Below are 22,905 nucleotides of genomic sequence, written 5' to 3' on the forward strand. Positions count from 1 at the left end.
TCACTCCCCGCCACGCAGGATGGAGTTGCCTTCGTGGGTGACGTCGGGGGCGGTGACGTCGAGGCTCAGCCGGCCGCTGAGGCCGTAGAAGGCGACGGGGTTGCGCCACAACACCCGGTCGACGTCGTCCTCGGTGAACCCGGCGGACAACAGGGCATCGGCCACGCGGCGAGTCTTGAGAGGGTCACTTCTGCCCCAGTCCGCGGCCGAGTTGACCAGCACCCGCTCCGGCCCGTACTCCGCAAGGACGGCGACCATGCGTTCCTCGTCCATCTTGGTGTCGGGATAGACGGAGAAGCCCAGCCAGCAGCCGCTGTCCTTGGCCTCCTTGACGGTGTTCTCGTTGAGATGGTCGACCAGGACGCGGTCCGGGGACAGGGCGGACTCCCGGACGACGTCGAGGGTGCGGCGCAGGCCGGCCTGCTTGTCGCGGTGCGGGGTGTGGACGAGCGCGGGGAGCTCGTGGTCGGCGGCGAGTTGCAGCTGGGCGGCTAGGGCGGTGTCCTCGGCGGGGGTCATCGAGTCGTAGCCGATCTCGCCCACGGCCACGACCTGGTCCTTGACGAGATAGCGGGGCAGTTCGTCGAGGACGGGGGCGCAGCGGGGGTCGTTCGCCTCCTTGGGATTGAGGGCGAGCGCGCAGTGGTGGGCGATGCCGTACTGGGCGGCGCGGAAGGGTTCCCAGCCGAGGAGGGAGTCGAAGTAGTCGAGGAAGGAGGCGACCGAGGTGCGGGGCTGGCCGAGCCAGAAGGAGGGCTCGACGAGGGCGCGGACACCCGCGGTGTGCATGGCCTCGTAGTCGTCGGTGGTCCGTGACGTCATGTGGATGTGGGGGTCGAAGATGCGCATCAGGACTCCTTGCCGGATGTGCGGGAGGTACCGCACGGGCCTGCGGGGGCGGCGGTGGGCTCGGTCAGGGCCAGGACGCGGTGCAGGTCCTCGGGGACGGGACGGTCCGCGGCGGTGCGTTCCCGCGCGTAGTCGCCGAGCATTCGGGCGAGTTCGGCGTCCGCGTGGGCGCGCGGCGCCAGGTCGGCCACGACGTCCACGGGTACGCCGGTGAACAGGCACTTGAGGACGGCGTGCCGCCAGGTGTGGGCGTCCAGGTGGCGGGCGGCGTACGGGCCGAGGGCGGCGGCGACGAGCCGGGTGTCGTTGGTGCGCAGGGCGTCCTCGACGAGGGGCAGCGCGTCGGGGCCGGGCACGAGGTGGGGCAGGGCGTGCAGGACGGCCCGGCGTTCGGCGGCCGTGCCCTGCCGGTAGACGCGGGCGAGTGCGTCGGGGTCGGCGTGGGCGGCGTGCAGAAGGAGCACGCGGGCGGCGTCGGCGTGCTCGGGGCCGCAGCGGCGGCCCGCCTCCGCGATGCGCAACTCCCAGACGGAGATGGGTCCGTGGGTGCCGGGGTGGTCGGCGGCCTCGTCGAGGGCCTGGTCCAGCCAGGCGCGGGCGGGCGGGGCGAGGGAGGTGTTCAGACGGGCGTGCAGGGCGGCGAGGGCGGGTTCGGCCGGGTGGTTCGCCGTGCTGCCGTGGGATGCGTGCGGGTGGTGGTTCACGGGGTGCTCCCTTCGGCGCCTGCGGGGATCGCCCGGGCCGCGCGGTGGAGGAACGGGAGGGACTGTGCGGCGAAGTGGGGGCCCGCGTGGGAGTGGCGGGGCAGTTCGACGACGGTCAGCGCCTGGTATCCGGTGGCGGCCAGGGCTTCGAGTACGGGCGGGAAGTCGATCTCCCCGTCCCCGAACGGGAGGTGTTCGTGGTGGCCGCGGCGCATGTCCTCGATCTGGACGTGCCGCAGCCAGGGGGCGGCGGCGCGGACGCAGTCGGCGGGTGACAGGGGTTCCAGGCACTGGCAGTGGCCGATGTCGAGGGTGAGGCCGAGGGCGGGCGGGTCGCCGAGGATGCGGCGCAGGTGGTGGAAGTCGGCGAGGGTGGCGAGGAGATGACCTGGTTCGGGTTCGACGGCGAGCGGGACGCCGGCGTGGGTGGCCGCGTCCAGCACGGGGGTGAGTGCCTCGGCGAGGCGCTTCCAGGCGGTGCCCTCGGCTGTGTCGGCTGTGGCGGCGGGATTGGCCGGATCGGCTGGGTTGGCCAGGTGGGTCGGGTCGGCCGGGAGTACGCCGCTGAAGCAGTGGACGGCGTGGGCGCCGAGGTCGGCGGCGATGCGGACGGCGCGGATGAGGAGGTCGACGCGGCGGGCCCGGTCGGCCGGGTCCGGGTCGAGGAGCGAGGGGCCGTGCTTGCGGCGCGGGTCGAGCACATAGCGGGCGCCGGTCTCGACGGTGACGCCGAGTCCGAGGGCGTCCAGCCTGCGGGCCACCTTCCGGGTGCGGGCGGCGACGTCCGGGGCCAGGGGGTCCAGGTGCATGTGGTCGAGGGTCAGGCCGACGCCGTCGTAGCCGAGGTCCGCGAGGAGGGCGAGGGCGTCGTCGAGGCGGAGGTCGGCGAGACCGTTGGTGCCGTAACCGAAGCGGAGAGGGTGGTCGTTCGTGGCGTGGGGCCGGGGGTTCGTGCGGTGGGGTGTCGGGGTCATGTGACGCTCACCTTCCTCGCGAATCTGCGGGCCGCCGGGGCGAGGGCGGCCGTGAGAAGGGCGGAGGCGAGGGCGCCGGAGCGGGCCGCGAGGGCGGCCTGGAGGGGGATCATCGCGCGGATTCCGCCGCCGACGGCTCGCTGGGTGAGCGGGGGTGAGGGGTTGAGGGCGGCGTGGAGGAGGGGGCGGCCCGAGGTGGTGACGAAGGCGGCGGCGAGGACGGTGCGCAGGGTGTCAGCGGCGGGGCGCCGGGAAGGGGCCGCGGCGGGGTATCGGGAGGGGGCCGTGCCCGAGGCCCCCGGGGTTCTCGTCAACCTCCAGGCGAGCATGCCCGTCGTGGTGAGCGCGGCGAGCGGTGCGAGCGGCGAACCGCCCCGGGTCTCGCCGCGGGACACCGTGGTCACCGCGAGGGTGTGGGTGGCCAGGGTCAGGGCGGAGGGCAGGGCGGGGCGGGCGCTGCCGCCGGTGGCCGTCGCGCCGAGGAGCAGGTCCAGGCCCCGTGCGGTGGCCATCGCCGCCGGCCCGGCGGGGGTTCGCTTGAGCGCGAGGTCGTACGCCCAGACGGTGGCCGCGAGGGGGACCGCGACGGCGAGGGCCGGGCGTCCGGCGCGTGCTGCCAGAGCCAGGCCCGCCGCCGTGAGGGCGCCTGCGGCGGCGAGGGCCGCGGACGGGCGGATGCGTCCGGAGGGCAGTGGGCGATGTGGGCGTTCGAGGGCGTCCTCGGTCTGGTCGGCCCAGTCGTTGAGGGCCATGCCCGCCTCGTACAGACAGAGGGAGGAGGCGATGGCGAGCAGGGTGCGGGGGTTGGGGCGGTTGCCGGTGGTGGCGGCGCCGGCGAGGGCGTCGCCCGGGACGGTGAACAGGGCGGGCAGGCGCAGGAGTTCGGCCCAGGCCCTGGCCCCCGCCCCGGCCCCGGATGTTGTCCCCGGTCGCGGGCTCTGGCTCTGGCTCTGGCTCTGGGTCGGGGTCGGGGTCGGGCTCTGCGGCGGGCTCGTCGTGGTCGGTCGGTCCGGCCCGGGCGAGCGCGGCGTCATCGGGTCTCCCCGGGGAGTGCGCGGAGCCGTTGCGCGAGCCCCGCCAGGGCGGCGTACTGCTCACCCAGCGCCGCGGGCCCGTCGCCCACCGGGTCCTTGAAGTAGAAGCCGAGTTCGCTCAGAGGGCCCGAGAGACCGGCCTCGTGCGCGCGGGACACCAGGCGTGCGAGGTCGAGGACCAGGGGCGCCGCCAGTGCGGAGTCGCAGCCCTGCCAGGTGGTCTGCAGGATCATCCGGGTGCCGAGGAAGCCGTCGAAGGCGATGTGGTCCCAGGCGGTCTTCCAGTCGCCGAGGGCCGGTACGTCGTCGATGTGGACCTCGCCCTGCGGGGCCGCGCCCAGGGTGTCCGCGAGGACCCGTTCCTTGCCCGCGTTCTTGGCCGCGGCGGCGGCCGGGTCGGCGAGGGAGGCACCGTCGCCGCCGCCGAGCAGATTGGTGCCGGACCAGGCGCGGACCGCCAGGGCGCGCTGCGCGAACATCGGGCCGAGCACCGACCGCAGCAGGGTCTGGCCCGTCTTGCCGTCGCGGCCGGCGTAAGGGAGACGGCCGGCGCGTGCCGCCGAGGCGAGCGCCGGGTGGTGCAGGCCGGTGGACGGGGTGAAGTTCACGTAGGGGCAGCCGGCCGCCAGCGCTGCCGCCGCGTAGAGCGAGCTCGGGGGCAGGGCGGAGCCCACGGGCGCGGGTTCGGTGGAGGCCACGTTCAGCACGACCGCACGGGTCAGGCCCCGTCGTCGTACGAAGTCGCGCAGATCGGCCGCGAAGGCGTCCACGAGCTCGGAGTCGTCCCGTGTGTCGCCGGGGGCGGGGCCGCCGGGGCGGATCTCCGCGTCGGCGGCCTCCAGTTCGGCCGCGATCGCCGAGGGGAGGCCGGGTGGGAGCACACCACCGGCGGCCAGGGCCTCGGCCCGTTTCGGCAGTGGGCAGTCCACGGTGTCGTGGCCGCCGAAGACGAGGGAGGACAGGGTGGGCAGGCCGCACTCGGCGAAGAGGGATGTCTCGGTGACCATGCCCGTCGGGGGGTGCAGGCCGGCGGTGAGGGCCGCGCAGCCCGCGATGACGGTGGTGGCGACGGAGCCGCGGGCTCCGATCAGCCACACCCCCACCCGAGGTTCGGAAAGGGACGCGGGCATGGGGGACATGGGCAGCCTCCTTGTCGTACGTCAGCCACACAGGGGAGAGGAGAGAGGAGAAAGAAGCGAGGTGGGCGAGACGGCGGGCGGGGGTACGGCGTCCCCCGCCCGCCGCCGGTCAGTCGCCCTTCGTGGGCAGTTCCTTGATCCGGACGTCACGGAAGGACACCTGGTCGTCGGCGCCGTGGTTCTGGAGGCCGATGTGTCCGTCGCGCAGGCTTCGTACCGGATCGGTGTTGGTGAAATCGTTGATCTTCACGCCGTTGAGCCAGACGCGGAGGCGCTCGCCCTCCACGCGGATCTCGTACGTGTTCCACTCCCCCGGCGGGTTCAGCGCGCGGTCGCGCTTCTTCAGGTCGGCGGACTGGAAGCTGTACACGGCCCCGGTGGTGCGGTCGGGGGCGTCGGTCGCGTCGATCTGGATCTCGTAGCCGTTGTTGACGGCCGACCAGGGGTCGTCGGACTCCGGAAACCCGACGAACACTCCGGAGTTGTCGTCCCCGGCCACCCGCCAGTCGAGCTTCAGCGAGTACGAGCCGAACCCGGAACCGGCGTACCAGAGCATTCCCAGGCCGTCGTGCGACGTCAGCGTGCCGTCGTCGCTCAGCGAGAACGAACCCGGGCCCGCCTGTCTCCACGCCGTCAGCGACTCGGCCGTGCCGTCGAAGAGCGGCCGGTAGCCGTTCTCCGGGCGGCAGTCGGCCTGGGCGGCGCCGATGGCGTACCGGATGCCGCCCAGCAGGTGCTGCCGGAAGGCGGGTTCGGCGTAGGACTCCTTGGTGTGGCCGCCTCCGGTGTAGAAGGCGCGGCCGCCCCGGTACTCCTGGCACCAGGCGATCGGATGGTCGCCGCTCATCGTGCCGCCGGTGTACGAGGACTCGTCGAGCGAGGCGAGGACGTGCGCCCGGTCGCGCGGATCGGAGCGGTAGTTGTACCACTCGTCCGTGCGGTCCCAGGATCTCGGGAGCCCCGAGGTCGCCGGGTGGGCGCGGTCCTCGACGGTGACCGTCGCGGGCTGGATCGCGGGGTGCGACTGGAAGTACGCGCCCGCGAGGCCGCCGTAGAAGGCCCAGTCGTACTCGGTGTCGGCGGCCGCGTGGATGCCCACATAGCCGCCGCCCCGCTTGATGTACCGCTCGAAGGCGGCCTGTTGGGTGGTGTCGAGGACGTCACCGGTCGTCGAGAGGAAGACGACGGCGTCGTACCGCGCCAGGTTGCGTGCGGTGAAGGCGCCCGCGTCCTCCGTGGCATCGACCGCGAAGCCGCCCGTGGCCCCGAGCTCCCGTACGGCCGCGATCCCCTCGGGGATCGAGTCGTGCCGGAAGCCCGCGGTCTTCGAGAAGACCAGCACCCGGCTCCTGTCGGGGCCGTCCGCGCCTTTCGACGCCGCCGGTCCCGACACGCAGCCGAGGAGCAGGGCGGCAGCGGCACCCACGGTCAGCATGCGTATCGATGTGCGCATGACCGTCACCCCCCGTCAGCTCGTCGTGAAGGTGAAGTCGTCCACGTCGTAGAGCGCTCCGGTGCCGCTTCCCTTGAAGACGAGGTAGAGCGTGGTGGTGCCGCGCGGGGCGTGCGCGAGATCGGCGCTCACGTCCTGGAACGTGTCCCAGCCGCCCGTCACCGGTACGGTCGCCCGGCCCAGGGTGCGGCCGGTCGGGGAGCCCGCGCGGATCTCGAGGGTGCCGCCCGCGCCGGCGGAGGACACACGTGCCGTGATCTTCTGGGCGTCGCTCAGGGAGTAGGGCGTGAAGGAGATCCAGTCGCCGTTGTCGATGTCGCCGACGGTCTTGCCGCCGTGCGCGGTGGCCTTCGTCTGGACGGTGATGCCGGAGGCCTTGCCGTAGTGCTCGGCCTGGCGGTGCTTGGGCTGGAGCACGTTCTGGTCATGGGTGGTCAGCGGGGCCTGGCCGCCGCCTCCGCCGTCGGTGTACTCGGCGTCGAGGACTCCGAAGATGTTGGCGTCCTGGTCGTGGCCGCCGTCGGCACTGGTCTGCAGGGTGCCTGAGCAGCCGTTCGCCGAGGTGAGCGGGTGGCCGTGGCTGTCGTGGCCGAGGATGAAGGTGACCTTCACCTTGGCGCAGTCGATCGTTCGGCCGTCCTCGGGGTCGGTGACCTTCACCTTGAACGGCACGGGGTCGCCGAAGCTGAACAGCTGACCGTCACGCGGTTGTTCGATCACGACCTTGGGTGCGGTGTTGCCGACCACGATCTGCACGCTCGCGCTGCCGGTGCGGCCGGTCGCGTCCTTGGCGGTCACCGTCGCCGTGTAGGTGCCGTTCGTCCTGTACTTGTGGGAGGGGTTCGCCGCCGTCGACGTACCGCCGTCGCCGAAGTCCCAGCCGTAGGTGAGGGCGTCGCCGTCCGCGTCGGACGAACCTGCCGAGGAGAAGCTCACCTTGAGAGCGGCCTGCCCCGAGGTGCGGTCGGCCGCGGCCTGCGCGACCGGAGAGTGGCCGTCGGTGGCGTTCTCGATGCGGTAGAGGCCCGAGTTCTCGTCGCCGCCGAACCAGGCGGTGCCGTAGTCGAGGACGTACAGGGCGCCGTCCGGTCCGAACGCCATGTCCATCACCTGCGTGCCGGTCCACGGGACGGAGTTGATGGACTGCACCGTGCCGGCGGAGTCGCTCGCGATCCGCTTGATCCAGCGGCGGCCGAACTCTCCGGCGAAGAAGTCCCCGTCGTACGCCTGCGGGAACTTCACGGGCGAGTCGAGCGAGGCGTCGTAGTGGTAGACCGGGCCGCCCATCGGGGACTCCGAGCCGCTGCCGAACTCCGGGACGGAGGCGCCGTCGTAGGGGATCCAGGCGGGCTGGGCCGGGGGCAGGTCCGTCAGTCCCGTGTTGTGCGGGGAGGTGTTCTTCGGGGCGTTGCAGTCGAAGGCGGCGCCGGAGGTCTTCGTCGCGAAGTCGTAGTCCACGTAGGCGTCGTTCTTGCCCGTGCAGTACGGCCAGCCGAAGTTGCCGGGGCCGGTCACGCGGGCGAACTCGACCTGTCCGCCGGGACCGCGCGCCGGGTCGGCCGCGCCCGCGTCGGGGCCGTAGTCACCGACGTAGACGATGCCCGTCGCCTTGTCGACACTGAAGCGGAACGGGTTGCGGAAGCCCATCGCGTAGATCTCGGGCCGCGTCCTGTCCGTGCCGGGCGGGAAGAGGTTGCCGTCGGGGATGGAGTACGAGCCGTCGGCGTTCACCTTGATGCGCAGGATCTTGCCGCGCAGGTCGTTGGTGTTGCCGGCCGAGCGCTGGGCGTCGAAGACCGGGTTGCGGTCGGGGCGCTCGTCGATGGGCGTGAAGCCGTCGGACTGGAAGGGGTTGGAGTCGTCCCCGGTCGACAGGTACAGGTTTCCCGCCGCGTCGAAGTCGATGTCGCCGCCGACGTGGCAGCAGATGCCGCGGGTGGCCTGGACGTCGAGGATCTTCTTCTCGCTGGCGGTGTCGAGGGTGCCGTCCGTCTTGAGGACGAAGCGGGAGAGACGGTTGACGCCGTCGAAGGGCGCGAAGTCGGCCGCGGTGCCCGTCTCGGGGGCGTCGCCCGCCGGTGTGTTCAGGGGCGGCGCGTAGTAGAGGTAGATGAAGCGGTTGTCGGCGAAGCCCGGGTCTATGCCGACGCCTTGCAGGCCTTCCTCGTCGTGCGTGTAGACGTCGAGCTTGCCCGCGATCCTGGTGTTTCCGGCCGCGTCGGTGAGGCGGAGTTCGCCGTCGCGCGAGGTGTGCAGGACCGAGCGGTCGGGGAGCACGGCGAGCGACATGGGCTCGCCGACCTCGGGCTCGCCCTTGGCGAGGGTGACCTGCTGGAAGTCCTCCGCCGCTGCCGTGTTCCCCGGGTCGGCGACGGCTGCGCCGGCCGGGGGTGCGGTGAGGGTGAGCGAGGCGGTCGCGAGCAACGCGCCGCTCAGCAGGGCGAGCGCTCGGCGGAATGCGGGGCGTCGTCTGTGGGTCTCGGTTCTGTCGGTGCGGGTGGCGCGGTCTTTCCCGTGCACGAATGCCTCCAGAAAGGGGCTGGTTGTACGAGCGGGTGCTTGCGCCGGGGTGCGCCGTCACCCCGGAGACACAGGAGAAGTCAGTCGTTGCCGCCGAACGCCGCGTCGAAGGATGCCGACGGCGGCTCGAAGTCGTACGCCTTGAGACGGGTCAGGGCCTCGGGTGCGCCCTGGAGCCGGTCCATGCCGGCGTCCTCCCACTCCACCGAAACGGGGCCCGTGTAGTCGATGGAGCGGAGCATGCGGAAGACGTCCTCCCAGGGGACGTCGCCGTGCCCGGCCGACACGAAGTCCCAGCCGCGCCGGGGATCACCCCAGGGCAGGTGCGAGCCGAGGCGGCCGTTGCGGCCGTCGAGCCGCTTGCGGGCTTCCTTGCAGTCGACGTGGTAGATGCGGTCGCGGAAGTCGTAGAGGAAGCCGACCGGGTCCAGGTCCTGCCAGACGAAGTGCGAGGGGTCGAAGTTCAGTCCGAACGCCGGTCGGTGGTCGACTGCCTTGAGCGCGAGGTGTGTTGTCCAGTAGTCGTAGGCGATCTCGCTCGGGTGGACCTCGTGCGCGAACCGCACGCCCTGCTCGTCGAAGACGTCCAGGATGGGGTTCCAGCGCGTCGCGAAGTCCTCGTAGCCACGCGCGATCATCGACTCGGGAGCGGGCGGGAACATCGCGACCAGGTGCCAGATCGCCGAGCCGGTGAAGCCGACTACCGTGTCGACGCCGAAGGCCGCCGCGGCGCGCGCGGTGTCGGCGATCTCGGCCGCGGCCCGCTGCCGTACGCCCTCGGGTTCGCCGTCGCCCCAGATCCGGGCGGGCAGGATCGCCCGATGCCGCTCGTCGATGATGGCGTCGCAGACGGCCTGGCCGACCAGGTGGTTGGAGATCGCCCAGCACTTGAGGCCGTACTTGTCGAGGAGCGCGTGCCGGGAGTCGATGTACGAGGGGTCCGCGAGTGCCTTGTCGACCTCGAAGTGGTCGCCCCAGCAGGCGAGTTCGAGGCCGTCGTAGCCGAAGTCACGGGCGAGGCGACAGACCTCTTCGAGCGGCAGGTCGGCCCACTGGCCGGTGAAGAGTGTGAAGGTGCGCGGCATGTCCGGGGCCTCCTCAGACCGCGATGGGTGTGTAGACGGAGTTCTTCTCGGCGCTCTCCTCCACCGCCGCGAGGACGCGCTGCACCCGCAGCCCGTCGGCGAAGGACGGTTCGGGGCGCCGGCCGGCGGCGATGGCCCGCACCAGGTCGCGGGCCTGGTGGGTGAAGGTGTGCTCGTAGCCGAGGCCGTGGCCCGGCGGCCACCAGGCTTCCAAGTAGGGGTGGTCGGGCTCGGTGACGAGGATCCGGCGGAAGCCCGCGTGCGTGCCGGGTTCGGTGTGGTCGTGGTACGAGAGCTCGTTGAGCCGTTCCAGGTCGAAGGCGAGCGAGCCGCGCTCGCCGTTGAGTTCGATGCGCAGGGAGTTCTTGCGTCCGGTCGCGAAGCGGGACGCCTCGAAGGAGGCGAGGGCGCCGGAGGCGAAGCGGCCGGTGAAGAGGGCGGCGTCGTCGACGGTGACCGTGCCGACGCCCCCCGCCCGCGGGTTCGCCTCCGACACGGCGGTCAGTCCGCTCGACACTCCGCCGGGCAGCGGGCGCTCCCGTACGAACGTCTCGGTGAGCGCGGACACCCCGACGACCGGCTCGCCCGCCAGGTACTGGGCGAGGTCGACGATGTGGGCCCCGAGGTCGCCGAGCGCGCCCGATCCCGCGAGCTCCTTGCGCAGCCGCCAGGTGAGCGGGAACTCCGGGTCCACCAGCCAGTCCTGAAGGTACGTCACCCGCACATGCCGCAGGGCTCCGAGCCGCCCCTCGGCGACCATCTTCCGGGCGAGTGAAGTCGCGGGCATCCGCCGGTAGTTGAAGCCGACCATGGACATCTGACCGCGGGCGAAGGCGGCCTCGGCGGCCTCCGTCATCGCCTCCGCCTCCTCGACCGTGTTCGCGAGGGGCTTCTCGCACAGTACGTGTTTGCCGGCGGCCAGGGCGGCGAGGGCGATCTCGGCATGGCTGTCGCCGGGGGTGCAGATGTCGACGAGGTCGACATCGTCCCGGGCGATCAGGGCCCGCCAGTCGGTCTCGGCCGCCGCCCAGCCGTGCCGGTCGGCCATGGCCCGCACCGCGCTCGCGTCCCGACCGCAGACGGCGGCGAGGACCGGGCTGCGCGGCAGGTCGAAGACGCGGCCCACGGTGCGCCAGCCCTGGGAGTGGGCGGCGCCCATGAAGGCGTATCCGACCATGCCCACCCCGAGTGTCGGCTTGCCCGCCTTCGCCCCGGCCGCCTCGGCCCCGGGCCCGGAAGCGAGTCCCGCCTCTACCCCGAGCCCGGAAGCGAGCCCCGCCTCCACCCCGGCTGCCTCGCCCTGGTGCGGCTGTCCCATACGGATGTCCTCCTCGTCGTCGTGACGCTGTGGGGGGTGTGAGCGGGGCGGATCACCTGAAGCCGGTGGCCATGTACTGGCCGACGTTGTCCTTGTCGACGACGGCCGAGTAGAGCGTGAGCGAGACCGGGATCTCGAACTCGGCGAGCCCGCCGATCGCCTTGCCCTGGCCGAGCGCGCGAGCGAGGTCGATCGCGGAGGCCGCCATGGTCGGCGGGTAGAGGACGGTGGCCTTCAGGACGCTGTTGTCGGCCTGGATGGCTTGGAAGGCGGAGAGCGCGCCCGCGCCGCCGACCATCAGGAAGTCCTCGCGCCCGGCCTGCTTGATGGCGCGCAGCGCGCCCACGCCCTGGTCGTCGTCGTGGTTCCACAGGGCGTCGAACTTCGGCTGAGCCTGCAGGAGTTGGGCCATCTTGGCCTGTCCGGACTCGACGGTGAAGTCGGCGGCCTGGCGGGCGACCTTCTTGATGTTGGGGTAGTTCTTCAGGGCCGCGTCGAAGCCCTGGGTGCGCTGCTTGGTGAGTTCCAGGTTGTCGAGCCCGGCGAGTTCGATGACCTTGGCGTCCTGCTTGTCCTTCAGCTTCTCGCCGATGTAGTGGCCGGCGCTGAGGCCCATGCCGTAGTTGTCGCCGCCGATCCAACAGCGGTACGCCTGTGGGGTGTTGAAGATCCGGTCGAGGTTGACGACCGGGATGCCCGCGCGCATCGCCTTCAGGCCGACCTGGGTGAGCGCCTTGCCGTCGGCGGGCAGCACCACCAGGACGTCGACCTTCTTGTTGATCAGTGTCTCGATCTGGCCGATCTGCGCGGCCGTGTCGTTGGAGCCCTCGGTGATCTCCAGTGTCACGTCCGAGTACTTCTTGGCCCGGCTCTTGGCGTTGTCGTTGATCGCGTTGAGCCAGCCGTGGTCGGCCTGCGGACCCGCGAAGCCGATGGTGACGTGCTTGCCGGGCTTGTCGTCGGCGGCCGGCCGGCTGTCCGCGGCCGGCTTCTCGTCCTTGGTGTCGTTGCTGGTGCAGCCGACCAGGAGGGCGCCGGCCGAGGCGGCGGCGGTCCCGAAGAGGAGCCCTCTGCGGCTCGTGAAACTGGTGGAGCTCGTGGATTCTGGCATGGCGGTGGGCCCTTCCCGTGTCAGGTGCTGCTTGCTCCCGTGTCAGGTGCTGCTTGCTGCCGTACGCCGCTGGACCAGGACCGCGGCGACGATGATCGCGCCCTTGGCGATCTGCTGGACGTCGCTCTGCAGGTTGTTCAGCGCGAAGATGTTGGTGATCGTGGTGAAGATCAGGACACCGAGCACCGAACCGGTGATGGTGCCGCGGCCCCCGCTGAGCAGGGTCCCGCCGATGATCGCGGCGGCGATGGCGTCGAGTTCGTACAGGTTGCCGTTGGTGTTCTGGCCGGAGCCGGACAGGATGATCAGCAGGAAGGCGGCGATGCCGCAGCACAGTCCGGAGAGCAGGTAGAGGTACAGCCGCTGGCGCCGTACGTCGATGCCGGCCAGCCGGGCCGCCTCCGCGTTGCCGCCGACGGCGACCGTGCGGCGGCCGAAGGTGGTGCGGTTGAGAATCAGCCAGCCGATGATCGTGACGACGGCGAAGACCAGGACCAGCGGGGGGATGCCGAGGATGTACGAGTCGCGTTCGCCGAGCTTCAGGATCCCGTCGATGGTGACGATCTGCGTCTTGCCGTCCGTGATCTGGAGGGCGAGGCCGCGGGCCGAGGCGAGCATGGCCAGCGTCGCGATGAACGGGACCATCCCGCCGTACGCGATGAGCAGGCCGTTGACCAGGCCGCAGCCCACGCCGACGAGCACCGCGGTGAAGAGGATGCCCGCGAAGCCGTACTCCTGGGTGGCGACCGTCGTGGCCCACACCGAGGACAGCGCGACGATCGCGCCGACGGACAGGTCGATGCCGCCGGAGGTGATGACGAAGGTCATGCCGACGGTGACGACGCCGATCACCGAGGCCTGGGTGAGGACGAGTTGGAGGTTTCGGGTGTCGAGGAACTCGTCGGGCTTGGTGATACCGCCGATGACGATCAGCGCGACGAGCACGCCGAGCAGCGAGAGGGTACGGACGTCGGCGCGGGCCACGAGGGTGCGCCACGCGGGGAGTTCGCTCATCGGCGGCACCTTGTCGGTGCTGCCCCGGGGCGGGGACACGGGCTGCGTCATGACGCCGGGCTTCCTTCCATGACAAGGTCGAGTACGCGGTGTTCGTCGAGCTCCTGGGCGGGCGCCGTGTGCACGACGCGGCCCTCCCTGAGCACCAGCACGCGGTCGGCGAGTCCCAGCACCTCGGGCACCTCGCTCGACACGAGCAGGACGGCGAGGCCTTCGTCGGCGAGGCGCCGGATGACCGCGTACAGCTCGGCGCGGGCGCCGACGTCGACACCGCGGGTGGGTTCGTCGAGCAGCAGGACGCGGCAGCCGCGCAGCAGCCAGCGGGCCAAAACGGCCTTTTGCTGGTTGCCGCCGGACAGCGTCCGGATAGGGACGGACGGGTTGTCGGGGCGCAGCGACAGCTCGCGTGTCGCGGCGCGGGCGGCGCCTCGCTCGGCGCTCCGGTCGATCCAACCCGCGCGTGAGAAGCGGGACATGGAGGACACGGACACATTGCGGGTGACGGACTCCAGCATCAGCAGGGCCTGCGCCTTGCGCTCCTCGGGGGCGAGTCCGAGTCCGGCGCGGACAGCGGCGCGTACGCTGCCGGTCCGCAACGCCCGGCCATCCACACTGACTTGACCGGCTGTCGGCTTGCGGGCCCCGTAGATCGTCTCCAGGATCTCGGAGCGCCCGGAGCCGACGAGACCGGCCAGGCCGACGATCTCGCCGGGGCGCAGTTCGAGGTCGAGGGGCTCGAACTCGCCCGCGCGTGCCAGTCCTTGGACCCTGAGCACCGGCTCGGACGAGGGGCCTCGCGTGGGGCGTTCCGGGAAGACGTACTCGACGTTACGGCCCGTCATCAGCGCCACCACCTCGCGCGTCGGGGTGGACTTCGCGGGCAGTCCACCCGCGACCGCGCGGCCGTCCTTCAGTACGGTCACCCGGTCGCCGATGCGGCGGATCTCCTCCAGCCGGTGCGAGATGTAGACGACGGCGACGCCGTCCGCGGTGAGGTCGCCGACGATACGGAAGAGGTTGTCGACCTCGTCGGGGTCGAGGGCGGCGGACGGTTCGTCCATGACGATGAGGCGTACGTCGTGGGAGAGTGCCCGCGCCATGGACACGATCTGCTGCTGGGCGGCCGACAGCTCACCGACGAGCCGCGCCGGATCGATCTCCGGATGGCCGAGTCGGCGTAGCAGCTGCGCCGTTGACGCCTTGGCCGCCTTTCCCCGTACGACGAAACCGGCGGCGGTGGGTTCATGGCCGAGGTGGACGTTCTCGGCCACCGACAGGCCCTCCACCAGGTCCAGTTCCTGGTAGATGGTGGCGATACCGAGGCGCATGGCGGCGATCGGGGAACGGAGCGTGACGGGTTCGCCACGCCAGCCGATGGTGCCGCCGTCGGGCTGGTGGGCGCCGGCCAGGACCTTGATGAGGGTGGACTTTCCGGCCCCGTTCTGGCCTAGCAGACAGTGGACCTCGCCGGCCTGGACGTCGAGGTCGACGCCGTCGAGGGCCCGGACTCCGGGGAACGACTTGGTGATGCCGGACATGGTGAGCAGCGGTGGTTCTGGTGCCATGACGTTCCCCTTGGCGGGCGTGCGGGCCGGTTTCAGGGCGGTGCGCTCGCGGAGCGGGCGATTTCGGGCAGGGCAGAGCAGGGCGCTGTACGGGTGGGGTGCTTGGGTGAGGTGACCTTTGGTGCGGCTCTGGAAGGAGTGCGTGCGGCTCTGGAAGGAGTGCTTCGTACGGCTCTGGCAGGGTTACGCGGGCGAGAACAGGTGGTCGCTGATGAGCCGGGCCGCGCCGATGACCCCGGCGGTCGGCCCCAACTCCCCCAGCACGATGGGTAGGTTGCCGGTCGCCAGAGGCAGCGACTGGCGGTACACCTGGGTACGGATCGCGGCGAGCAGCGTGTGGCCGAGGCCGGTGACGCCGCCGCCGATCACCACCAGGCCGGGGTTGAAGAACGAGACGAGGCCGGCGATGACCTGCCCCGTGCGGTTGCCGCCCTCGCGGATCAGCCCGAGGGCGGTGGCGTCGCCCGCGGCGGCCGCGGCGGCGACGTCGACGGCGCTCAGGGTGCCCGCCGCCTCCAGCCGGGCGGCGAGCTCCGCCGAAAGCCCCTGCTGGGCGGCCTCCGTAGCGTCCCGGGCGAGCGCGGCCCCGCTGAAGTGGGCCTCCAGGCAGCCCCGGTTGCCGCAGGCGCACGGACGCCCGTCGGGCACGGCCTGGATGTGCCCGATGTCGCCGGCGCTGCCCGTCGTACCGCGGTAGACCTCACCGCCGACGACGATGCCGCAGCCGATGCCGGTGCCGATCTTGACGCAGAGGAAGTCGCCCACGGAGCGTGCGACGCCCGCGTGCTGTTCCCCCATCGCCATCAGGTTCACGTCGTTGTCGACCATGACGGGGCAGCCCAGGTCCTGGCTGAGCGCCTCGCGGACCGGGAAGCCGTCCCAGCCGGGCATGATCGGCGGTGCGACCGGAACACCCTCGGGGAAGCGGACCGGACCCGGGACGCCGATCCCGGCGCCGTCGAATTCCTCCGCGAGCCCCGACGACCTCAACTTGGCTGCCATGGACAGGACTTGCTCGAAGACGGCGACCGGTCCCTCGCGGACGTCCATGGGCTGGTTGATGTGCCCCAGGACCTCCAGTTCCGCGTTGGTGACGGCCACGTCGATCGAGGTGGCCCCGATGTCGACGCCGAGGAAGCGCAGCGCCGGGGCGAGCCGGATGTTGTGGGAACGGCGGCCGCCGCGGGATGCGGCGAGGCCGTCGGCGACCACGAGCCCGGTCTCCAGGAGCCGTTCCACCTCGACGGCCAGTTTCGACCGGGAGAGGTCGATCTGGTCGCCGAGCTGGGCCCGTGAGTTGGGGCCGCCGTCGCGCAGCAGTCGCAGCAGGCGCGCCTGGTGCGCGTTCGCGGGTCGTGCCGTCATGCGTCTCACGAGCCCCTCCCCGCCTCAATCGGCCAGTGTCCAACGGGTTTTGGCCACATCACCGTGGCTTGCTTTCGATGGGAACGTAGCAGCGGCTGCCGGGAGTGGGAAGAAGTTGCGCAGAGATTGCCGTCAACTTTCTCCACTGAGTGGACAAAGAGAGACCCGGACGTAGCCAGTCCGGGTCACAGGGGGAACGCACGAATGAGGTGGGTTACTTCTCAGATGGGCTACTTCTCGGTGGGTTACTTCTCGCGCTCGTGGTACGTCTTGCGCGTGTGCTCCGTGTGGGCGCGCATGACCTGGGTGGCGCGGGGTTCGTCGCGGGCGGCGATGGCCGCGATGAGGTCGCGGTGCTCGATCCAGGACTGGTGGCCGCGCTGCCGGGCGACCGGGGTGTAGTACCAGCGGACCCGGCGGTCGACCTGGGCGGCCAGCTCGGCGAGGACCGCGTTGCCCGCGAGCTCCATGACCTTCGCGTGGAAGCGGGCGTTCATCGCGACCGCGAGGTCCACGTCGTCGGCGGCGACCGCGCGCTCACCCTCGGCGCACAGCTCCTCGAGCGCGGTGATGCCGGCGGTGCCCGCGTTGGCGGCGGCGAGCCGGGCGGCCTCGGCCTCCAGCAGCGTACGCACCGTGAGGAGCTGGTCGGCCTCCTCCTCGGTCGGCTCGTGCACGAAGGCGCCCTGGGCGGGCCGGAGATCGACCCACCCCTCCGTGTTCAGCCGCTGGAGCGCCTCGCGGACCGGCTGCCGGGAGACGCCGAGATGCCCGGCGAGCTCGCTCTCGACCAGGTGCTGGCCCGGCTGGAGGGCGCGGGTCGTGATGAGTTCGAGCAGCGCCTCGTAGACACGGTCGCGCAGCGGGCCTGGCCGTTCGAGCTTGGGCACCGCCCCCGGCGGCAGTCCTGTCGACAACATCGGGGTCCCCTCCTGCCGAGCCATCCCGTCACCGTCACCGTCGCCGTCACCGGAAAGCATGTGTCAAAAGACAGTATCGATTGTCTTTCGTCTACAGTCTACGGCGCACCATGGCCAGGCCCGTGGAGAGTCGGACGCGTCACACCCGGTCGTCCGCGCACGTCAGGGGCAGCGGACGACCTGTCCCGCGTACGAGAGGTTGCCGCCGAAGCCGAACAGGAGCACCGGGTCGCCGGTGCTGATCTCGCCGCGTTCGACGAGCTTGGAGAAGGCGAGCGGGATGCTGGCGGCGGAGGTGTTCCCGGAGTCGACGACATCGCGCGCGACGACGGCGTTCACGGCTCCGATCTTCGCGGCGAGGGGTTCGATGATGCGCAGGTTCGCCTGGTGCAGGACGACCGCGGCGAGCTCCTCGGGCGCGAGCCCGGCCCGCTCGCAGGCCTGCCGGGCGATCGCCGGGAGCCGTGTCGTCGCCCAGCGGTAGACGCTCTGCCCCTCCTGCGCGAACCGCGGGGGCGTGCCCTCGATGCGTACGGCGTGCCCCATCTCGGGCACCGATCCCCACAGCACCGGCCCGATGCCGGGCTCGGCGCCGGGAGCGGCGGCCTCGACCACCGCCGCGCCCGCCCCGTCGCCGACCAGGACACAGGTCGTACGGTCGCTCCAGTCCGTGACCTCGGACATCTTGTCCGCGCCGATGACGAGGGCGCGGGTCGCCGCCCCCGCGCGCACGGCGTGGTCGGCGGTGGCGAGCGCGTGCGTGAAGCCCGCGCAGACCACGTTGACGTCCATCGCGGCCGGGGAGGGCACGCCGAGGCGGGCGGCGACCCGGGCGGCCATGTTCGGGGAGCGGTCGATCGCCGTGGAGGTCGCGACCAGTACCAGGTCGATGTCGCCCGAGGTCAGACCGGCCGCCGCGAGCGCCTTGGCCGCGGCGTGCGCGGCCAGCTCGTCGACGGGCTCGTCGGGACCGGCGATGTGGCGCGTGCGGATGCCCACCCGGCTCGTGATCCACTCGTCACTGGTGTCGACCAGGCCCGCCAGGTCCTCGTTGGTGAGTACCTTGGCGGGCTGGTAGTGGCCGACGGCCGCGATGCGTGAGCCGTTCATTGGGGGGTCTCCCTCATTGCCTTGGGTAGGGGGATCCTCCAGTCTGATCAGTGACTCGCGGGTACGACGGCAGCTGTTGCCACAGGAAAGCGGCGTCAGGCTTGTCGGCTTCTGTCAGACCTTCGGACGTCCTGGCAACGTCCGCACGCACGCCCGGCGTCCGAATCCGTACGCCGGGCTCTATCCCGTGAACAGCTGCTTGGCCTTCAGGACGAGCTCGTACAGGCCGTAGCAGAGCGGCGCCCCCACCCACAGCCAGGCGAAGGCGATCAGTGGACGGCGGTCAGGCGGACTGCTGGGGCTGGACGGAGTCGTCATCGGCGGCCTCCCTCGGGGCGGGGATGTGGTGGCGGGCATGGACGGGGCGCACCAGCTCATTGGCGACGAACCCGACGACCAGCAGCCCGATCATGATCAGGAACGAGGTGTCGTAGAGCTGCGCACCGTGCTTGCCCGCCTCCTTCTGGCGGTCCGCGATCCAGTTGACGATCAGCGGCCCGAGGACGCCGGCCGTGGACCAGGCGGTGAGCAGCCGGCCGTGGATGGCACCGACCTGGTAGGTGCCGAAGAGGTCCTTCAGGTAAGCGGGAATCGTCGCGAAGCCGCCGCCGTAGAAGGAGAGGATCACCAGGGCGCAGATGATGAACAGGGGCTTGGAGGAGTCCCCGAACTGCGAGATCAGCAGATACATGATCGCGCCCACGCCGAGGTAGACGCGGTAGATGTTCTTGCGTCCGATCAGGTCGGACGTGGAGGACCAGCCGATCCGGCCCGCCATGTTCGCGGCGGAGAGCAGCGCCACGAAACCCGCGGCGGCGGAGACCGACACCGGGGTCGAGGTGTCCGCGAAGAAGTCCGTGATCATCGGGGCGGCCTTCTCCAGGATGCCGATGCCCGCGGTCACGTTCATGCAGAGCACGACCCACAGGCACCAGAACTGCGGGGTGCGCACGGCGCTGTTCGCGGACACCTGCACCCCGTCGAGCGGTGCGGGTCCGGCCTTGACCGGCGGTTTGTCGCCGCGCGGCACCCGCACCAGCAGGACGCCGAGCGTCATGAAGACGGCGTACGACAGCCCGTGCACGAGGAAGGCGAGCGCGATGCCGGAGGAGTCGGAACCGAAGGACTTCAGCATCTGCGCGGACCACGGCGAGGCGATGAGCGCGCCGCCGCCGAAGCCCATGATCGCGATGCCGGTGGCCATGCCGGGCCGGTCCGGGAACCACTTGATCAGGGTCGAGACGGGGGAGATGTAGCCGATGCCGAGGCCGATCCCGCCGACGAATCCGTAGCCGAAGACGATCAGCCAGTACTGCTCGGTGGCGGCGCCGAGCGAGGCGATCAGGAAGCCGGTGGAGAAGCAGACCAGGGCGACGGTCATCGCCCAGCGCGGTCCGTTGCGCTCGACGAGGGTGCCGCCGAACGCGGCGGACAGTCCGAGCATGACGATGCCGAGCTGGAAGGGCAGCGCGCTCTGGGTCCCGCTGAGGCCGAGCGCGGATTCGAGCGGCGGCTTGAAGACGCTCCAGGCGTACGCCTGGCCGATGGAGAGGTGGACGGACAGTGCGGCGGGCGGGACGAGCCAGCGGCTCCAGCCGGGTGGCGCGACAGGGGGACTCATGATCCCGGACGATAGGAAGCGGTTGCCCGGTTGTGAAGCCGTTCGACACCAACTCGTCGACGGTATGCGGTGAGCGGTATCCATCGCGCGACGAACGGTCGGCCGCCCCTCACGGTGGTCCGTCGAGGTGCTGCGCGAAGCCTTGCCGCCCCAAGTTCCATACTGTAGACAATATTTCGTCGACAGAGTTCGGCAGTTCCTCGGTACCCTCGACCGAACGGAGCGAGCCACAGTGAAAGTCGCCGTTCTCGGCGCCGGTGCGATCGGCGCCTACGTCGGCGCCGCGCTGCACCGCGCCGGCGCCGATGTGCACCTCATCGCCCGTGGACCGCATCTTGCGGCCATGAGGCGGCACGGAGTCCAAGTCCTCAGCCCGCGTGGCGACTTCACCGCGCGCGCCCATGCCACCAACGACCCGGCCGAGGTCGGCCCGGTCGACTACGTCCTGCTCGGCCTGAAGGCCAACTCGTACGCGGCGTGCGGGCCGCTGATCGAGCCTTTGCTGCACGACACCACGGCGGTGATCGCCGCCCAGAACGGCATCCCCTGGTGGTACTTCCACCGGCACGGCGGCCCGCACGACGGCCACCGTGTGGAGAGCGTGGACCCGAACGGCGCGGTCAGTGCGGTGCTCGCGCCCGAACGGGCCATCGGATGTGTCGTGTACGCCGCGACCGAGCTGGAAGGACCGGGCGTCGTACGGCACTTGGAAGGCACCCGGTTCTCCATCGGCGAGCCCGACCGCACCCTCTCCGAGCGGTGCACGGCGTTCAGCGAGGCCATGACGGCCGGCGGCCTCAAGTGCCCGGTCGAACGGGATCTGCGTAACGACATCTGGCTCAAGCTGCTCGGCAACATCTCCTTCAACCCGATCAGCGCGCTGGCCCGCGCGACGATGCGGCAGATGTGCCTGCACGGCGGCACCCGCAAGGTCATCGAGATCATGATGACCGAGACGCTCGCGGTCGCCGAGGCGCTCGGCTGCGAGGTGGGCGTCTCCATCGAACGGCGGCTGGCCGGCGCCGAGCGCGTCGGTGACCACCGCACCTCCACCCTCCAGGACCTGGAGCGCGGCAAGCCGCTCGAACTGGACGTACTGCTGGCGGCGGTCGTCGAGCTGGCGGACATCACCGGCGTCGAGGTGCCCACCCTGCGCACCGTCCACGCCATCTCGGACCTGCTCGCGCTGAGGAGCGCCGCATGAGGAAACGTGAATCGAAGGTCTACGCCCGGCTCACGCACCCCCTGGTCCGTGACGCGCGCGACGAGCCCTTCCGGCGGGCCACCTGGGACGAGGCCCTGACCCGGGCGGCGGCGGGGCTGAGTGCCGCCCGCGACGCCTTCGGCCTGTTCTCCTGTGCCCGCGCGACCAACGAGATGAACTACGTGGCCCAGAAGTTCGCCCGGGTCGTGATGGGCACGAACAACGTCGACTCCTGCAACCGCACCTGTCACGCCCCGAGCGTCGCGGGCCTGAGCGCCGCCTTCGGTTCCGGCGGCGGCACCTCCTCGTACGCGGAGGTCGAGGAGACCGACCTCATCGTGATGTGGGGCTCCAACGCCCGCTTCGCACATCCGATCTTCTTCCAGCACGTGCTGAAGGGGATCAGGAACGGCGCCCGGATGTACGCGGTCGACCCGCGCCGCACGTCCACGGCCGAGTGGGCGGAGAGCTGGCTCGGTCTGAACGTCGGCACCGACATCCCGATGGCGCACGCGATCGGCCGCGAGATCATCCACGCGGGCCTCGCCAACCACGCCTTCATCGAGCGGGCCACCAGCGGCTTCGAGGAGTACAAGGCGCTCGTCGAGCCCTGGACGCTGTCGCTCGCCGAGAAGGTGACGGGCGTACCGGCGGCGGCGATACGGCAGCTGGCGCACGCGTACGCACGGGCCGAGCGCGCCCAGCTGTGCTGGACCCTCGGCATCACCGAGCACCACAACGGCACCGACAACGTCCGCGCGCTGATCAACCTGTCCCTGCTGACGGGGCACGTGGGCCGCCACGGCTCCGGGCTCCAGCCCCTGCGCGGGCAGAACAACGTGCAGGGCGGCGGCGACATGGGCGCCATCCCCAACCGCCTCCCCGGCTTCCAGGACATCCTCGACCCCGAGGCGCGGCTGAAGTTCGAGTCCGCCTGGGACACCGTCATCCAGCCGCACTACGGGCTGAACCTGACGGAGATGTTCGAGGCCATGGAGGAGGGCACGCTCAAGGCCGTCTACTGCATCGGCGAGAACCCGGCGCAGTCGGAGGCCGACAGTGAACAGGCGGTACGGCGGCTGGGTGCCCTCGACTTCCTCGTCGTGCAGGACATCTTCCTCACGAAGACGGCCCAGTTGGCGGACGTCGTGCTGCCCGCGACCGCCGGGTGGGCGGAGACGGAGGGCACCACCACCAACAGCGAGCGGCGTGTGCAGCGGGTACGCGCGGCGGTGACGCCGCCCGGTGAGGCCCGCGAGGACATCGACATCCTCTGCGACCTCGCCGCGCGCCTCGGGCACGACTGGAAGTACGCCGGCGCCGAGGCCGTCTGGAACGAGCTGCGGTCGGTGTCGCCGGACCACTACGGGATGACGTACGAACGTCTGGCGGAGCACCAGGGCATCCAGTGGCCCTGCCCCGACATCGGGCGGATCGAACCCACCTATCTGCACGGCCGGTTGTGGGCCTCGGACCCCGCCGAGCGCGGCCGGCTCGCGCCGTTCGGGATCGTCCAGCACGACCCGCCCGTGGATCTGACGGACGAGGAGTATCCGATCCGGCTCACCACCGGGCGGCGGCTCGACTCGTACAACACCGGGGTGCAGAGCGGCGGTTTCGCCTCGCCGCTGCGGCGCGGCGAGTATGTCGAGCTCTGCCCGGAGGACGCCGAGCACTACGGGGTCGTGGTGGGCGAGGAGGTCCAGGTCTCCTCGCGCCGCGGATCCGTCGTGGCACCGGTGTGGATCGACACCGCGCTGCGGCCCGGCCTTGCGTTCATGACCATGCACTTTCCCGACGAGGTGGACACCAACCAGCTGACGATCGAGGCGAACTGCCCGATCGCGGGGACGGCGGAGTTCAAGGCGTCGGCCATCCGGATCGAGAAGCTGCCGGTCGCGACTCAAGTGAGGTGATGT

The 22,905-nt window shown here is 71.2% G+C and carries 19 protein-coding genes; 2 read left to right on the top strand and 17 right to left on the bottom strand.

Annotation, left to right across the window (positions count from 1 at the left end):
- The 17 genes from KVT44_RS19175 to KVT44_RS19255 form a co-directional block, all read right to left on the bottom strand.
- Positions 1–849 carry a TatD family hydrolase gene (locus KVT44_RS19175; RefSeq protein WP_217567898.1) on the bottom strand — a complete coding sequence of 283 codons (849 nt, stop codon included), beginning with the start codon at positions 847–849 and terminating at the stop codon, positions 1–3.
- A complete protein-coding gene (locus KVT44_RS19180) occupies positions 849–1,553 on the bottom strand; it encodes an EboA domain-containing protein (protein ID WP_217567899.1) in 705 nt (234 codons plus the stop codon). Before KVT44_RS19180 ends, KVT44_RS19175 begins: the two co-directional genes overlap by 1 nt.
- Complete coding sequence (locus KVT44_RS19185) at positions 1,550–2,527, bottom strand: sugar phosphate isomerase/epimerase (protein WP_217567900.1); 978 nt, start codon at positions 2,525–2,527, stop codon at positions 1,550–1,552. Before KVT44_RS19185 ends, KVT44_RS19180 begins: the two co-directional genes overlap by 4 nt.
- Positions 2,524–3,561 (bottom strand): SCO3242 family prenyltransferase, encoded by a 1,038-nt coding sequence (locus tag KVT44_RS19190; protein ID WP_217567901.1) that lies wholly within the window; start codon positions 3,559–3,561, stop codon positions 2,524–2,526. Before KVT44_RS19190 ends, KVT44_RS19185 begins: the two co-directional genes overlap by 4 nt.
- Positions 3,558–4,691, bottom strand: coding sequence for an inositol-3-phosphate synthase (locus tag KVT44_RS19195; RefSeq protein ID WP_217568040.1), 1,134 nt, complete (start codon positions 4,689–4,691; stop codon positions 3,558–3,560). The genes KVT44_RS19190 and KVT44_RS19195 overlap by 4 nt, the downstream gene beginning before the upstream one ends.
- A 118-nt stretch (positions 4,692–4,809) precedes the next feature.
- The gene (locus KVT44_RS19200) at positions 4,810–6,153 is read right to left on the bottom strand and encodes a ThuA domain-containing protein (protein WP_217567902.1); all 1,344 of its coding nucleotides are present in this window, start codon (positions 6,151–6,153) and stop codon (positions 4,810–4,812) included.
- Between the two features lie 15 nt (positions 6,154–6,168).
- Positions 6,169–8,673: a PQQ-dependent sugar dehydrogenase gene (locus KVT44_RS19205; protein ID WP_217567903.1), complete on the bottom strand. Its 2,505-nt coding sequence runs from the start codon at positions 8,671–8,673 to the stop codon at positions 6,169–6,171.
- A gap of 80 nt (positions 8,674–8,753) precedes the next feature.
- Positions 8,754–9,758: a sugar phosphate isomerase/epimerase gene (locus KVT44_RS19210; protein WP_217567904.1), complete on the bottom strand. Its 1,005-nt coding sequence runs from the start codon at positions 9,756–9,758 to the stop codon at positions 8,754–8,756.
- A 13-nt stretch (positions 9,759–9,771) separates the two neighbouring features.
- Positions 9,772–11,076, bottom strand: coding sequence for a Gfo/Idh/MocA family protein (locus KVT44_RS19215; RefSeq protein WP_217567905.1), 1,305 nt, complete (start codon positions 11,074–11,076; stop codon positions 9,772–9,774).
- Positions 11,077–11,128: 52 nt separating this feature from the next.
- The gene (locus tag KVT44_RS19220; protein ID WP_067362031.1) at positions 11,129–12,187 is read right to left on the bottom strand and encodes a substrate-binding domain-containing protein; all 1,059 of its coding nucleotides are present in this window, start codon (positions 12,185–12,187) and stop codon (positions 11,129–11,131) included.
- A 42-nt stretch (positions 12,188–12,229) separates the two neighbouring features.
- Positions 12,230–13,252: an ABC transporter permease gene (locus tag KVT44_RS19225; protein ID WP_095851605.1), complete on the bottom strand. Its 1,023-nt coding sequence runs from the start codon at positions 13,250–13,252 to the stop codon at positions 12,230–12,232.
- The gene (locus KVT44_RS19230; protein WP_217567906.1) at positions 13,249–14,766 is read right to left on the bottom strand and encodes a sugar ABC transporter ATP-binding protein; all 1,518 of its coding nucleotides are present in this window, start codon (positions 14,764–14,766) and stop codon (positions 13,249–13,251) included. Before KVT44_RS19230 ends, KVT44_RS19225 begins: the two co-directional genes overlap by 4 nt.
- A gap of 183 nt (positions 14,767–14,949) precedes the next feature.
- Positions 14,950–16,131, bottom strand: coding sequence for an ROK family transcriptional regulator (locus tag KVT44_RS19235; protein WP_054230091.1), 1,182 nt, complete (start codon positions 16,129–16,131; stop codon positions 14,950–14,952).
- Between the two features lie 245 nt (positions 16,132–16,376).
- Positions 16,377–17,051, bottom strand: a complete 675-nt coding sequence (locus tag KVT44_RS19240) for a GntR family transcriptional regulator (RefSeq protein ID WP_217567907.1) — start codon at positions 17,049–17,051, stop codon at positions 16,377–16,379.
- Between the two features lie 162 nt (positions 17,052–17,213).
- The gene (locus KVT44_RS19245; RefSeq protein WP_099919746.1) at positions 17,214–18,161 is read right to left on the bottom strand and encodes a beta-ketoacyl-ACP synthase III; all 948 of its coding nucleotides are present in this window, start codon (positions 18,159–18,161) and stop codon (positions 17,214–17,216) included.
- A gap of 180 nt (positions 18,162–18,341) precedes the next feature.
- Positions 18,342–18,479, bottom strand: coding sequence for a hypothetical protein (locus KVT44_RS19250; protein ID WP_165853968.1), 138 nt, complete (start codon positions 18,477–18,479; stop codon positions 18,342–18,344).
- Complete coding sequence (locus KVT44_RS19255) at positions 18,445–19,782, bottom strand: OFA family MFS transporter (RefSeq protein ID WP_099919747.1); 1,338 nt, start codon at positions 19,780–19,782, stop codon at positions 18,445–18,447. The genes KVT44_RS19250 and KVT44_RS19255 overlap by 35 nt, the downstream gene beginning before the upstream one ends.
- Before the next feature lie 232 nt (positions 19,783–20,014).
- Here KVT44_RS19255 and KVT44_RS19260 point away from each other — a divergent pair, with 232 nt between their 5' ends.
- Positions 20,015–20,986, top strand: a complete 972-nt coding sequence (locus KVT44_RS19260) for a 2-dehydropantoate 2-reductase (RefSeq protein WP_217567908.1) — start codon at positions 20,015–20,017, stop codon at positions 20,984–20,986.
- Positions 20,983–22,902 carry a molybdopterin oxidoreductase family protein gene (locus KVT44_RS19265; RefSeq protein ID WP_217567909.1) on the top strand — a complete coding sequence of 640 codons (1,920 nt, stop codon included), beginning with the start codon at positions 20,983–20,985 and terminating at the stop codon, positions 22,900–22,902. The genes KVT44_RS19260 and KVT44_RS19265 overlap by 4 nt, the downstream gene beginning before the upstream one ends.
- Positions 22,903–22,905: the final 3 nt, after the last annotated feature.

This window comes from Streptomyces sp. GbtcB7, assembly GCF_019091445.1.
GTDB classification, from domain to species: Bacteria; Actinomycetota; Actinomycetes; order Streptomycetales; family Streptomycetaceae; genus Streptomyces; species Streptomyces mirabilis.